This window comes from Mucilaginibacter paludis DSM 18603 (assembly GCF_000166195.2).
GTDB classification, from domain to species: Bacteria; Bacteroidota; Bacteroidia; order Sphingobacteriales; family Sphingobacteriaceae; genus Mucilaginibacter; species Mucilaginibacter paludis.
Genome location: NZ_CM001403.1, coordinates 5575211 through 5590404 on the forward strand (window position 1 = coordinate 5575211; position 15194 = coordinate 5590404).

General features: G+C 45.5%; 9 protein-coding genes. All 9 read left to right on the forward strand.

The annotated features are described in order from the left end of the window. Positions 1-163 precede the first annotated feature (163 nt). The 9 genes from MUCPA_RS23545 to MUCPA_RS23585 all read left to right on the forward strand — a co-directional run bounded on the left by MUCPA_RS23545 (position 164) and on the right by MUCPA_RS23585 (position 15189). Positions 164-1135 (forward strand): aldo/keto reductase, encoded by a 972-nt coding sequence (locus tag MUCPA_RS23545; protein WP_008509788.1) that lies wholly within the window; start codon positions 164-166, stop codon positions 1133-1135. A 43-nt stretch (positions 1136-1178) separates the two neighbouring features. Continuing rightward, a complete protein-coding gene (locus MUCPA_RS23550; RefSeq protein WP_233276786.1) occupies positions 1179-1985 on the forward strand; it encodes a helix-turn-helix domain-containing protein in 807 nt (268 codons plus the stop codon). Between the two features lie 186 nt (positions 1986-2171). After that, a complete protein-coding gene (locus tag MUCPA_RS23555; RefSeq protein ID WP_008509790.1) occupies positions 2172-2765 on the forward strand; it encodes an RNA polymerase sigma factor in 594 nt (197 codons plus the stop codon). 85 nt (positions 2766-2850) lie between these two features. Continuing rightward, positions 2851-4032 carry a FecR family protein gene (locus tag MUCPA_RS23560; protein ID WP_008509791.1) on the forward strand — a complete coding sequence of 394 codons (1182 nt, stop codon included), beginning with the start codon at positions 2851-2853 and terminating at the stop codon, positions 4030-4032. Positions 4033-4190: 158 nt separating this feature from the next. Beyond that, a complete protein-coding gene (locus tag MUCPA_RS23565; protein WP_008509792.1) occupies positions 4191-7781 on the forward strand; it encodes a SusC/RagA family TonB-linked outer membrane protein in 3591 nt (1196 codons plus the stop codon). Between the two features lie 11 nt (positions 7782-7792). Continuing rightward, the gene (locus tag MUCPA_RS23570) at positions 7793-9301 is read left to right on the forward strand and encodes a RagB/SusD family nutrient uptake outer membrane protein (protein WP_008509793.1); all 1509 of its coding nucleotides are present in this window, start codon (positions 7793-7795) and stop codon (positions 9299-9301) included. A 29-nt stretch (positions 9302-9330) separates the two neighbouring features. Further along, positions 9331-10275 (forward strand): zinc-binding metallopeptidase, encoded by a 945-nt coding sequence (locus MUCPA_RS23575; protein ID WP_008509794.1) that lies wholly within the window; start codon positions 9331-9333, stop codon positions 10273-10275. Positions 10276-10367: 92 nt separating this feature from the next. Continuing rightward, a complete protein-coding gene (locus MUCPA_RS23580) occupies positions 10368-12842 on the forward strand; it encodes a zinc-dependent metalloprotease (protein ID WP_008509795.1) in 2475 nt (824 codons plus the stop codon). Between the two features lie 4 nt (positions 12843-12846). Then, positions 12847-15189, forward strand: a complete 2343-nt coding sequence (locus tag MUCPA_RS23585; protein ID WP_008509796.1) for a zinc-dependent metalloprotease — start codon at positions 12847-12849, stop codon at positions 15187-15189. Positions 15190-15194 lie beyond the last annotated feature (5 nt).

The window sequence follows — 15194 nt, forward strand, 5'->3', positions numbered from 1 at the left end:
GGGGCTTTTTTTGACGTGCATGAGCGCTACGCAGTTTAGAGGGACTTTTTTTGTTTAGAGACTATTTAAGTGAGCCGTTCAGACAAGTAAATTGAGCCGCGCACGAAATACGCTATCGAATGTAAAGGTTGATCTTTGTTTTATTAACACATAGCAAACAACAATGAGCAACGTAACAAAAATAAACCTCGGGAAAAATGGCCCGCTCGTATCTAAACTCGGGCTGGGCTGCATGCGCATGTCATCAGTTTGGGGAGGCCCAAGGCCAGATGAAAGTGAAAGTATCGCCACCATCAGGACGGCCCTGGATAGCGGCATTAATTTTTTGAACACCGGCGATTTTTATGGCGCAGGCCACAACGAACTGCTGGTAGGGCAGGCTATTAAAGGTAGAAGGGATGAAGCCTTCATCAGCGTAAAATTTGGCGCTATTTTTCATAACGGCCATTGGTTGGGTTTGGATCTGCGGCCTATAGCTATTAAAAACTTCATCAACTACTCGTTAGTGCGTCTGGGCATCGATACTATCGACCTGTACCAACCCTGCCGCATGGATAACAGCGTGCCTGTGGAAGATGTGATCGGGACGGTAGCCGACCTGATTAAAGAAGGAAAGGTGCGTCACCTCGGCGTTTCTGAAATTACTGCCGATCAACTGCGCAAGGCTAACAGCGTTTACCCCGTAACCGCGTTAGAAATAGGTTATTCGCTGGCCGATAGGCAAATAGAAAGCGATTTGCTACCTGCGGCCGAAGAACTGGGTATAGGCGTAGTGGCCTTTGCCAATACAGCCGAAGGCTTGCTTACCGGCCAGATGAAGGCGCCACTTGCCGCTGATAGCTACCAAAACAATTTTTCGCGTTTCCAGGGAGAAAATCTGACCAAAAACCTGGAGAAGGTTGAGGTATTGAAAGCGATGGCTGAACAAAAAGGATGTACACCAACACAATTGGCTATTGCCTGGGTGAACGCGCAGGGCAGCCATATCATGCCATTGGTGAGCATGAGCCGCAGAACACGTTTACCTGAAAATATACACGCCATGGAAATTGCATTCACGCCGGATGAGCTGAATACTTTGAACACCCATTTTGCGCTGGGTGCCATACTGGGCGGAACATACCTGCAGCGATAGGGGATGGGGCTTCACATAAGCCCCATCTATTTTATATCTTTACATGATGACTAATCCAACTGAAATAATTCCCGGGGTCATATTTTACTCTTATCTCGCCAATAGGCTAACGGAGAAAGTGAGCTTTCTGTCGAGCAATATGTTGGTATTGCAGGTTTCGGGGCATTTTACTTTGGAAACCTCGGGTCAGAAAATTTCCATGAAGCGGGGCCAGATGCTGCTGATAGGCAAAAATCAACTGGGGCAGATCACCAAAGCGCCGCTGCCAGACGAAGATTATGAAACCATCGTGATCAGGCTGCAGGAAGACCTGCTCAGAAAGATTGCCCTGGAAGAGCAAATTGAGATCAAGCATAAATATACGGGGGCACCCAATGTACTTATCCCGGTAGATGATTTTTTGCAAGGGTATTTTCAGTCGGTAATTCCCTACGTCCGCAATCCGGCAGAAAAGTTAAGTACCGAGATGGGCATTTTAAAAGTGAACGAAGGAGTAAAATTGTTGCTGCGTGCCATGCCTCAGCTCAGGGAGTTTCTGTTCGATTTCTCGGAGCCTCATAAAATCGATCTTGAAATGTTTATGCTCAGCAATTTTAATTTCAACGTGCCTGTTGAAAAATTTGCGCAGCTTACTGGCAGGAGCCTTGCCGGCTTTAAGCGCGACTTTCAAAAAACATTCGGCATGGCGCCCCGCCATTGGCTCCAGGAAAAAAGACTGATGGAAGCCCGGCATCTTATCGAGAACAAAAACAAAAAGCCATCGGCCATCTACCTTGATTTAGGATTTGAAAGCCTTTCTCATTTTTCGCATTCTTTCAAAAAAAAGTTCGGCAAAGCGCCAACGGCTTAGCTGTTAAGTCATAAGTACTTAGCCGGGAGTAAGTCCGCAGCATTTTTCCCGTTGCATGCAATTTCCGGATGAATAAGCCACTTCCATCACACCTATGTTTTAACAATTACTACATCGTAAGATTATAATTTCGCAACTTTTGTTTAAATTAGCCTGAGTATTTTCCCCATACCTCTTTTTAAACGAATGAAAGAAACAGCAGATGTAACTGATTTTGCCTTGATTATCAGGCTGAAACAGGACGACGAAGCTGCTTTTAAGATTTTGTTTGAGCGTTGGTTTAAAAAATTATACCATTTCAGTTTCCGTTATCTTAAAAACAAGGAGCTTGCCGAAGAGGTGATACAGGAAACGATGCTGCAACTTTGGATAAACAGGCAAAAGCTCGATGAAAGCTATCCTTTATCGCCGTATCTTTTTACCATAGCGCGCCGATTATCCTTAAACAGCATCAGGCAATTGGCTACATCTAAAAATGTTTCCGAAAGGCTTTACCAGGATATGAAGGCATCGGTAAATACTACCGAAGATGATGTTTTGCTGGCCGAATTGCAGCGGATTACCAACGAAGCACTAATTTTAATGCCTAAACAGCAACAGCAAGTGTATAGGTTGAGCCGTAATGAGGGGTATTCTTTAGATGAGATAGCCGCGGAACTGGGTATTTTAAAAAATACCGTTAAAAAACATCTTTCCGAAGCCTTAAAAGCTATCCGGAAACATTATTCCATCCGATATATAGCCTGTTTTTTACTTTTTTATCACTTTTTTAAAAAATAATTCAAATTTCACTACTTCTTTCTTTCGTGTTGCGTGTATTAACATCATATTAACACAAAAAACACATCCTCGCTACATTTAGTTTATGGATAAAGAAAGAGTTAAGGATTTATTGTTCGGTTATTTAAACGGCACACTCTCGGCAGAGGAGCTGGACGAATTGCTCGGCTACGCTCAAAACGAAGCTTACGAAGAAGTATTCTACGAGTCGATGGGAGAGGAGTGGAAGATAGAAAAGCCAACCCAGGCAATACCCGACGAACAGGTTCAAAGGGTTTATCAAAAAACCATAGTCGACCCCAGGTTTGCGCAAAAAAACACAGGTAAAATATTCAGCCTATTTAACATCAGGTATATTGGCAGCGCTGCAGCGGTACTTTTGGTAGCCGTGGGCGTTTATTTTTACGCTTCGCGATCTGCCCACACGGGTAGCGAGTACGCTAACGATGTAAATCCTGGTGGTAATAAAGCTTTGCTTACTTTATCCAATGGGCACAAGGTCAGCCTTGATCAATCTACGGGCTTAACATTGCAGGAGCAGTCGGGCATCCGTATCTCAAAATCGGGCAAGGGGCAGCTTATTTATACAACGGCAAGTAAAAACAATGCACACTCAGCTGGCGATGTGGTTTACAACACGTTGCAAACTCCCAACGGCGGGCAGTACCAGCTTGTATTGCCGGACGGCACCAAGGTATGGCTCAATTCGTCATCGTCTATTAAATACCCGGCCAGCTTTGCATCATTAAAAGAGCGTAAGGTAATGCTTCAGGGCGAAGCTTATTTTGAGGTTGCACACAACAGGCAATTACCTTTCCGCGTGGTGAGCAATAAGCAAACGGTTGAAGTATTGGGTACGCACTTTAATATTAACGCCTATATTGATGAACCCGTTATAGCAACCACCCTGCTCGAGGGTTCGGTAAAGGTAACCGGCGAGGCTTCAGCGGCAATAGCTGTACTTAAGCCAGGGCAGCAAGCGCAATATGGCAGCAGCATAAGTGTATCGGATGTGGATACCGAAACCATAATGGCCTGGAAAAACGGCGATTTTATTTTAAAGGATAACGATTTTAAAACCACCATGCGCAAAATTGCGCGCTGGTATGATGTACAGGTGATCTATGATCCGTCGGCCCCTCAGGATCTTGAACTTGGAGGATGGGTATCGCGGTCAAAAAACATTTCCGCCGTACTTAAAATAATGGAATCAACCGGCAAAGTTCACTTTAAAGTTAACGGAAGGAGGGTAATAGTGACAAAATAATTACCCAGCCCACCTTTCCCGGCGATGCGCCCATGCTTATAGTTTAATTAAACCATAAGGCAAAAAAACCAGAAGTGCTCTAACACCTCTGGCAATGGTTTGGCCGCGCGTCAACAAAAATTGCGTTAGTATCAACTGTAACAACCAAACACATACAAATGTATAAAATTTATACCAAACCCTTTGGTGTGCCTAATCCGCACGTCCGTAAATTACTGCTCATTATGCGATTGATCCCCCTAATCATTTTAGCAGCTATTATGCAAGTAAGCGCATCCACCTACGCGCAGCGCATCACCCTAAACGAAAAAAATGCCCCCTTAGAAAAGGTGTTCAAGGAGATCCGCAAGCAAAGCGGGTACGATTTTATTTTCGACCGTAAGTTATTATTAAAAGCAAGCCCGGTAAATATCACCGTAAACAATGCGCCCTTAGAGGATGTATTGAAAAGCTGTTTTACCGACCAGCCCTTAACTTACGAACTCGAAGAAAAAACGGTTGTAGTTAAAGAAAGGGAGGCTACCATAGTAGAAAAGATAAAGCGTTTTTTTACCAATATTACCGTTACCGGTACTGTAAAAGATGAAGACGGCAAATTGCTTACAGGTGTTACAGTAACCGTAAAAGGAACCGGTAAACGGGCCGTTACCAATATGGTTGGGAGTTTTATTTTGCCTGATGTACCTAAAGATGCCGTATTGATATTTACCACTATTGGTAAAGAACCGGTTGAAGTTAAAGTAAACGGAAAAACATCGGTTACGGTAACCCTTAAAACAAAAATAATGCAGTTAGGGGAGGTTACCGTAAATACCGGTTACCAGATATTGCAAAGAAGCGATATGGTGGGGGCTGCCAGTTATCTTAACGCTAAGGATCTTAACCTTAATGGTTTGAATACGCTCGAGCAGGCATTGCAAGGTAAATTGGCCGGGGTTGTGGTAACAAATACAAGCGGTTTAACCGGAACCCGCCAAAAAACAAGAGTACGCGGCACATCAACCCTGAGCGGTACCCAAGAACCTATCTGGGTGGTTGATGGTATCATCCAGGAAGATCCGCTGCCGTTTAAAACCCAGGTATTAAACTCGTTAGGGAGCGTCACCCAAGATAATTTCGATTATATTAAAAACTTTGTAGGTAACTCCATCAACTGGCTAAACCCCAATGATATTGAAGATATTACCGTATTGAAAGATGCCTCTGCTACAGCCATATATGGCGTTAGGGCGGCCAATGGGGTTATTGTAATTACCACAAAAAAAGGCAAAGCCGGGCCAATAGCCATCAGCTACTCAACCAACATCAGCACCACCGAAAAGGTTACTTATGATAAGCTGAACATGATGAACTCGAAAGAGCGTGTTTCCGTATCGCGCGAGATATACGACAGGGGCCTGATAGCGAGCAGCGTTGTAAACAATAATATAGGCTATGCCGGCGCATTGAATGATTACCTCTATAACAAAACCATAACTTCCGACCAGTTTAACACCCGCGTAGCCGCGCTCGAATCGCAAAACACCAATTGGTTTGATATCCTTTTTAGGGCGCCTATCAGCACCAATCATAATTTAAGTGTATCGGGTGGCAGTAATAACACCTCGTATTATTCTTCCATCGGCTACAACCAATCAAACGGAACCGCCATAGGTAACGATAGTAAAGGCTATACGGCTAACCTGAGGGTTAACTCGCAGGTATCTAAAAAATTTACTTTCGGAACCCGTCTTTCGGCGTCAAATAAAACAACCAACGGCTTTTACCAGGTTGACCCTTATGGTTACGCCAGTACCATTAACAGGGTATTGCCTGCGTATAACAGCGATGGTTCTAACTATTTTTATACCGGCTTAAGAAACTATAAATACAATGTGCTCAACGAGCTCGCCAATACCGGCAACTCCAACAAGGTACAATCGGCAAATGTAGCCATTGACGCCAATTACGAAATTATTCCGGGGCTTAAGGTTCAAAGTTTATACAGCTACAACGCCATTACAACACGGGGCGAATCCTACGCTACCGAGCAATCAGAATATGTTGCGGCAACCCTGCGTTTTTGGGATTACGGCACAGTAAAATCAGTCGATGCGGCATACAAAAACAGCAAGTTGCCTGTAGGCGGCGAGTTTAACCAGATGGTAACCACAAGCAACTCGTGGAACTGGCGCAATAGCTTATCGTACAGCAAGGTGCTTAAACAAAAGCACGTGTTTACCGTACTTTTTGGGCAGGAGTTTAACAGCGTGCGCTATACCGGCTTTTCATCTACCAATTACGGTTACCTGCGAGACAGAGGCCGTTCTTTTGCGGCCTTACCTACAACCTACACTTCCGCCAATACGGTTAACCCCTTGCTGAGCGTACAGCCAACTATAACAGATAACCTAACCAATACGATGGGCATGTATTTAACCGGAAGTTACAGTTATGATAACCGGTATGTAGCCAATATCAGCGTGCGTACAGACCGGTCGAACCGTTTCGGCCAGTTCACCAACGAATCGTTCAACCCGGTTTATGCAGGTGGTCTGAGGTGGAATATAGCCAACGAAAAATGGTTTGACCGTACCAGCTGGTTATCCGCCCTCAGCCTGAGGAGTTCGTTCGGTTTCCAGCGGAATATATCAACCAATGTAAGCCCCGACCTGATCGTTAAAGTGCCAACCACGCCGGCATCAAGTGTTGTGGATGCGTTTACTGGCGATAATTTATTAACCATAAGCTCTTTACCTTACGGTGATTTGCGCTGGGAAAAAAACCTGTCGGTAAATTTAGGCTTGGATTTCAGCCTGTTCCAGAACAAGGTACAGGGATCGGTGGAGTACTATACCAAAAGGGGGCGCGATCTGATCACCAGTTTAAATATACCTATAGAGTACGGCGTTAACTCCATGCTGGTTAACGGTGGCTCAATGGATAATACAGGCTACGAGGTTACTGCTAACTTTGTGCCGGTACGCACCAAAAACTTTACCTGGTCGGTTACGGCTAACACGTCTAAAAACAGCAATACCATTACCAAGGTGGGTACTCAACTGGCTACCTGGCGCACAGCCGTATCGGGCGGCCTTAATAAAGTAGGCGACCCGGTTTCCGGCTTTTACGCCTTTAAATTTACCGGGGTTGATGCCACCAACGGCCGGCCTAAAATTGATCTGAGTTATGCCGCCGGTGCCGATGTGGCTAAGGATCCTACTGCCTATATGCAGTATGTTGGTAAAATGGATCCCGATTTTACATCAGGCCTGGGCATGAACTTCCGTTATAAAATGCTCACCCTGAGCTCAAGCTTCTACCTGCAGTTAGGAGGTAAAAAATTCTTGGCGCCACTGTACACCCTTACCTCCAACCTGCCTACCGAGTATCAAAATTTATCCAGAAATATTCTGGACAGATGGACGCCAACCAATACCAGTTCAAATATCCCGGGCTTACCGGATAAGTCTATCCCATCGGTATTATTACCTAACGGTACCTATGTTGACCTGTATGATATGTACAACAACAGTACCGACAGGATTGTGAGCGCCTCCAGCCTTCGTTGCAATAATTTAAGCTTAAGTTACGCTCTGAGCCCAAGCCTTACCCAAAGGCTGCGGTGTAAAAGCATCAATGCCGGGTTTGGCGTAAGTAATCCCTTCTCTATTAACAGCAGCAAATTTAACGGGGTTGACCCCGAAGTAGCTACCGGCGGGCAGCCACGTACCAGATCATACACACTTAATTTAGCCATCAGTCTTTAACTCGTAAAAAAATGAAAAAACTTACTATATATGGCCTGTTATTACTTTGCTTGGTGCTGGGCTCATGCAAAAAGTTTCTGGATGAATACAGCCAGGATGAGATCAAGCCCACCACCACAACCGACCTGATATCATTGATGTACAGCGATGCCTATCCATATCAAACCCCTACCGAAAATTTCGACCTGCTAACAGACGATATTCAGTGCAACGGCTTGTCTAAAACCACCGCCGGCGACCAGGTATCCACTTATGTAACCCCTCTGCAAAATGGGACGGCCATGTTTAAGTTTGACCCTACCATGTTTGATGTTACCAGCACTATACCCTCCGGCGCCGATGTTTATACCACTTATTACAGCAAAATTAAAGGTTGCAACGTAGTGATGGACCAATTGCCTAACGTATCGGGCAGCGATCAGGATAAGAATGCCATTATGGGGCAATGCTTGTTTTTACGGGCATTTTATTACCTTAAGCTGGTAACAATTTATGCGCAACCCTACAACGGTTCGGGTGTTGATGCTTCAACCAGCCTGGGCGTGCCGCTGGTAATATCGAGCCAGGTACGCGATGGTAGCCTAACCCGGAATACGCTTAAAGAAGTTTACGACCAGATTGAAACAGACTTGCTCAAGGCCCTGGATTTGCTCAAAGCAAATTATACCCCTACCACTACATTTCGTGTTGGCAGTACCGCTGCTTATTGTTTATTATCAAGGTTTTATGTGTATCGCGGCTTAGATACCGATTGGGATAAAGCCATCAACTATGCAACACTGGGGCTTCAGCAAAATTCAAATTTAACCAGCTTCAATACCTTTGTAAGCGCTACTAATGCCATTGTAAATACAGGCATTTACAGCTCTACCAACCCCGAAACAATATGGGTTTATGGCAGCAATCCCAATAGCGATGTCCGGTATTTTCCAACGGTTACCAGCACCTATATCCCGCCATATACCGTATCGGCTTCGTTGAGTACACTATATACACAAAACAGTACCACCAGTAACTACGGCGATCTGCGTTATCGAGTTTACTTTAATAGCTTTACAGGCATCGGTCCCTATACCACGGCCAAATCGGTCACAAACGCCACTTACGGTAGCAAAGGGCTGCGTGTAGCCGAACTTTATTTAAACCGAGCCGAAGCATACGCCAGGCGTTTAGCTAAAAATGGCGCCGCTGCTGATGGCGTACAGGCACTGGCTGATTTAAATACCCTGCGGGCAACCCGTTTTGATACACGCTCGGCCGCTTACACTCCCGTTGCTATTACCGATGCTACTGCTTTGTTTAAATTTTACCAGGACGAACGCCGCCGCGAGCTTTGCCTTGAAGACGGCCACCGCTGGGTTGATATTAAACGTTTTGGCCTGGCTGTTACCCATGTTTACACCGGTGCAGATGGCTTAACGGCTACTTTTACACTGGCGGCGGGTAGCAAGCTTTACGCTTTGCCCATCCCTTACACGGCTATTAATAACAACCCGGGTTTGGTGCAAAACCCACGATAATTGTTTGTTTACCTTAATTATTGATCATCATGAAAATATTCAAATTAACTTTGGTAATGCTTTTTGCGGTTGCGATAATGGTTTCCTGTAAAAAGAGCGACGGTACTTTATCCCCCTCGGGCCTCAGCGAAGCTTACGTTATCCCGCAGGGCACTCATACTTACGATGCTACCATTGTAGGCTACCTGCAAAGCTATAATACCAACATACTTTATAATTTTACCGATAGGGATGCTTACTGGACCCCCACCGCCTGGACCAAGCCAACCGGCCCATCGTCCATAGGATACTGGACACCTGGGGTTGAGCTTAGCGTTGCCGATCAAAATTATGTTGGTGCCCAGCTTGACCTGATTAAAAAGAAGTGGTTTAATTTTTACTCCGACAAGTTTCTTAAAAAGTTTCTTCCTTCGAAAATATTGCTTTGCAGCAAGCTCGACTCGGTTATAAATACGCTTTTTTTTACACCTACAGTAGGTTACACCAAATCGGTAAAATCAGTAGCGGCATATTACAGTTATGATAACATTACCGTTAACTACGGCAGCGCCGCGGTAACCACCATGACTAAGAACGACTCGATGGGCTTTGTGGCTAAGGCAAACCTGATCTTTATTCAAAGTATGATAGCCAGAGGCGTGGTTACACCCACTACCGAATTTATTAATTCGGCAGATTATGCCACCACCATGACCAGCACTACACAATCTTATGGCAAGGGCATCATTGTAGGTTATAGCTCTCCCTCGGCCACCGCCGATTGGAATGCTTATATAACCGCCATGGTAAGCTACTCTGAACCCAACCTGAACGCATCTGTAGCTATAACCAACACCACTGCTGCTGGTATATTAAACGCCACTAAAGATGTAAACGGGCAAATCCGGAAAAGGTATAACATCGTAAGGAACTATTATATCAACGAGTACCAGGTAGATCTGCAAAAAATAGGCAATGCGGCAAAAGGGCTGTAATTGTTACAGCGGCAGCATATTGCAATAACCTTTATGGGGCGGCCAAAGGCGGCAGCCCCATTACCCAAAATCTGTATTTTAAACTACGTTTCATGAAGATTACAGCCAAATTATTATGTGGCCTGCTTTTAACTGTGCCTGTTTTTTGTGCCCGTGCACAAAGCGATAAACCGGTACCATCCGTAAATACCTTTGTTAAGCCCGGCGCAAAGCAATACAAGGGAATGTTTAATATTTATGTTCAGGACGATAAATATTTAATGGAAATCCCTAACAGGTTGCTGGGCCGCGATATCCTGACAACGGTCAGCATTATCGAAGGATCAGCACAGCGCAAGCGAGATCCTGCCATGCGTTTTGGCTATGCCGGCGATGCCGTGGGCGATCAGGTGATCTCGTTCCGTAAAAGCCGTTTCGCTAAGATGGAACTTGTAGTACCCGAGTTTGTAAAAGCTACCGATACTACTAATATCTACATCAAATCCTTGCGGTTAAGTTTATCGCCAAGCTTGCTGGCATTTGATATTGTTGCCGCCAGCGATACCTCATCCATGATAGATATCACCAAATTATTTGCGGGCGATAACGAATTATTCTCGTTAAAAGGCGCAAAGGATGAGCTTAAGCTCGGCGCCTACGAAGCCGAGAAATCTAAAATTACGGGCGTAAGCTGTTTTGCCAATAATATTGTTTTCCGTTCAATAAAAAGCTATGCCGAGGGGGCGCCGCTCGCCGAGCCTCCGCGCGAAGCCAACAGGCCGCCCTCGGCTAAAAAGCCGCAAACCTATCCTACGCAATGGCTGGTGGGCTCGTCGTGGTGCCTGTTGCCCGAGCAGCCAATGACACCGCGCTACGCCGACAGAAGGGTTGGCTATTTTTTAACCGGCATAAACAATTACGATAAAGACCCTCAAAAGGTTGAAATGGTGGCCATGGCCAACCGTTGGCGCATGGAACCCAAACCAGCCGATGTGGAGAAGTATTTAAAAGGTGAGCTGGTTGAGCCTCAAAAACCCATTGTGTTTTATATTGACCGCAATACGCCGGCGTATTTAATACCTTATTTTATTAAAGGGGTAAATGCCTGGCAATCGGCTTTCGAGAAAATAGGCTTTAAAAATGCCATCATAGGCAAGCTTGCGCCAACGCAGGCCGAAGATCCGGGCTTCAGTATGGAAGATTCGCGGTATTCCTATATCTCCTACAAACCCTCCGAAATGGCCAACGCTTATGGCCCTCAGGTGGTAGATCCCCGTTCGGGCGAAATCCTGTCCTCCCACGTTGCCGTTTTTCATAATATTATGGAGTTGCTGGAGCGCTGGTATTTTTCCATGTGTGCCGCTACAGACCCACGGGCGCGGCAATTTCCGTTTGACCACGACCTGATGGGCAGCTTGCTGAAAAACGTAATTACACACGAGGTAGGGCATACCCTGGGCCTGAGGCATGATTTTGCCGGCAGCGCCTCATACCCTGTTGATAGCATCCGCAACAAAAAGTTTGTACAAAAAAATGGTTTTGGCCCATCAGTAATGGATTATATGCGCTTTAACTATGCGGCGCAGCCTCAAGACCAGATGAGTGCTGAAGAATTGCTGCCGCATATTGGTGTTTATGATGATTTTGCTATTGACTGGGGATACCGCTACCGCCCGCAATTTACCGACCCGTTTAGAGAGAAACAGTTTTTGCAGGATTGGGTATCGCAAAAAAGAAAAGACCCCAGGTTTTTTTATTACGATGAAAGTGATTTTAACGACCCGCGCGTACAGGCGGAAGATGTTGGCGATGACGACATGAAGGCAAACCGCCTGGGCGTAAACAACCTCAAAATCACGATGGCCAATCTGGAAAAATGGACCGCCGGAGATGATGACCGCCATACGCTGCTACGATCAATGTACCGGGCAGTTGAGGGGCGCTACTATACCTACCTCAAGCATGCGTTAAAAAGTGTAGGCGGCGGGTTTAGCAATTATAATTTAAGGGGCGAAAATAGCTATGGCTACAAGCCGGTGAGCTATGCACAGCAAAAGGAAGCGATGGCGTATTTGAAAGACTTTATGTTTACCGAGCCCAAATGGCTGTACGCAGCTGGAATAAAAGATAAAACACATTTCAATTTCAGTACCGATGTTGAGGAATCATACAGCGACCTTTTTGGCAGGCTGGTATCAAAATATCCGCAAATGGTAAAAAACCAAACGCTGGTCGGCGATACCACCTATTGCGTTCACGAGTTTCTGACGGATCTGCAGCAGGCTACTTTCGGTAAAATAATGGACGGCAAACCCATATCCGAGTACGACCGTATGCTGCAACGTACATTCATGAATAAAATATTGATGCACGTAGATAATAAGAACAACCTTGCAGGCAATGTAAGCATCGAAATGATCAACCTTTTGAACCTTACCGCCAGCCAGGCAAAAGCGGCGGCGGCAATTAATCACGACCTGATCTCTAAAAGCCATTTGATAGCCATTGTACACATGATTGATGTGTGGCGCACCGGCAAGAAAGATTCTTTTTTAACCAATTTACCTGTTGATAAAACTACCAGATAAAACAATGAAATTAATATCCACCATATTATTAGCCATTAGCTTATTGAGCCCACGGCCTGTAAAAGCTGCCGACGAACCCATGCCTTTTGATAAGTTTTTGAAAAAAAGCATGAAGGTTATACCAGGTACTTTCCCCGTTTACCAGGATGGAGCACGTTATTTCCTGGAAATTGCATCCGGTGATCTGAACAGCGATATTTTAGTTGTTGGCGATATAGCCAGGGGCTACGCCAACGAGGTATCACAGTCTTCTGGCGTCATCAGGTTTAGCATAGGCTCAAACAATAACCTCAATATCACCAAACAGATTTACCAGGAAGCCGTATCGGCCGATCTGAACCCGGGCATGGAGAAATTGGTACAGGAATCCAACCTGATACCGGTTAGCTCTGTAATACACATAGAGGCCCAGGGAAAAGCAAAAGGAAGTTATATTATTGATGTAACCAAACAGTTGATGGAAGGCGGCGACCTGTTCTCTTTCAAAGACTTTTCGGGCTTAAGCCGGTCCGATGTTAACCGATCGGGCGTTCAGGGTGTGAAAGCCATGGCCGACGGGGTGGTGTTCAGCGTTTTGCGCACGCAAACGGATACCAGGCAGCAGTCCGAAAGATCGAAGGTAGAAGAGAAGGCTAATGCCTATATATTGAGCCTGGTGATACAGCGCTTGCCCCAGCATAAAATGCAGGTACGTGAGGCCGACCCCAGGATTGGCTTTGCAACCGTTACCTACAACGATTTTGGCAAAAATCCGTATGGCGTGCGCGAAGTGAATGTAATAAAGAAATGGGATCTCACGGTACAAAAAGCCGATCTGCCTAAATACCGCAGCGGCAGTTTGGCAGAGCCCGCGGAGCCTATTCAGGTATTTATTGATCAGGCTACGCCCGATGTTTATATGCCTTACCTTAAACAGGCTGTGCAGGAGTGGAACAGCGCTTTTGCAGCGGCAGGCTTTAAAAATGTGTTTAAAATTAACACCAACGAGGATGGCTCCTGGCTATCATCACATAAAATTTTAATTAAATGGGGTAATGTGCACGAGCAGGTATCAAAAAATTTGCTCGAGGACCCGCGTACCGGCGAGATCCTGGCTGCCAAAATGAACATCAGCGATTTGATTGCCGATGCCTTGATGCCTGCCTACTTTGTTGCTTGCGGGCTTAAAGACCAGCGGGTAATTAAAAGCATGAACAACCCGCAGCTAAAGGGCGAGATATTGCGTTGGAAAGCCATGCAGGCCCTGGGCGAATTGCTGGGCCTTAAACCAAACCTTTACGCCAGCAACGCTTATACTACTACGCAGATCAGGTCGGCAGGTTTTTTAAAGAAGAACAGCTTCACTTCTTCGGTAACCGATGATTCCCAGTTTAACTACGCCGTACAGCCTGACGACCAGGTGCCCCTGTCGGGATTGATCCCGGGGATCTCGGCTTATGACAGGATGGCCATCAACTGGGCTTACAGGATATTTCCGGATCAAAAAGCTTTAAAAGCTTTCGAATCCAATATTTCTTATGACGATGCCGCCCTGCGCTATGTAGAGGCTAACAAGGATGATCCTTTTACCCAACCAGGCAACCTGGCATCAAACCAGTTAGACGCCGTTGAGCTGGGTATGAAAAACATACAGGCCCTGTACCCGCGCCTTGACAAAATAACCGGCGATATGGTAGGGCATGATGAAGACTATGCCGATTTTGTAGCTATAGCCAATGCCTTTCAGTCGGCCTATAACGATTATACCAAAAGCCTGTTTATGCTGATCGGCGGGCAATCTAACCGTCCGGTTATCAGGGGATACAATGAAGTGCCGGTTGTTTATGTATCAAAAAATGAGCAGCAAAAAGCCTTCGACTTAATGAATACGTATCTGTTTAGCGGCGTGCCCGATTGGATGAACAACCCCAGGTTAAGAAAAAGCAACAGCCCGCCGGTAGAAAACAAGTTTCAGCGCCAGGTGGAAATCGCCTTAAGCAGGTTAGTGAGCCCGGTAGTGATTGGTAACCTCATTAAAGCGGAAAATGCGAATGGAAACACCGAGTTTACTGTGCAGGATCTGTTTAACAACCTTGATCACTACATATTTAAAGATTTTGATGCCACCCGCCCCGTTGATGCCTATACCCGAACGCTGCAGGCAACATTTGTATATAATTTGGCCCAGGCAGTAAATAAAGACTCGTTTATGGCGGGCCTTACCGACACTAACGAGGTGCTGCATTTGTACTTTGTTAAAACCATGAATAACATCAACAAACTGGCCGAAACTCATACCGACGCTATTACTCGCGCCAATTACCAGCTGATGAAAATGAAAATTGAGAAAGAATATCTTCAGAAATAATTGCT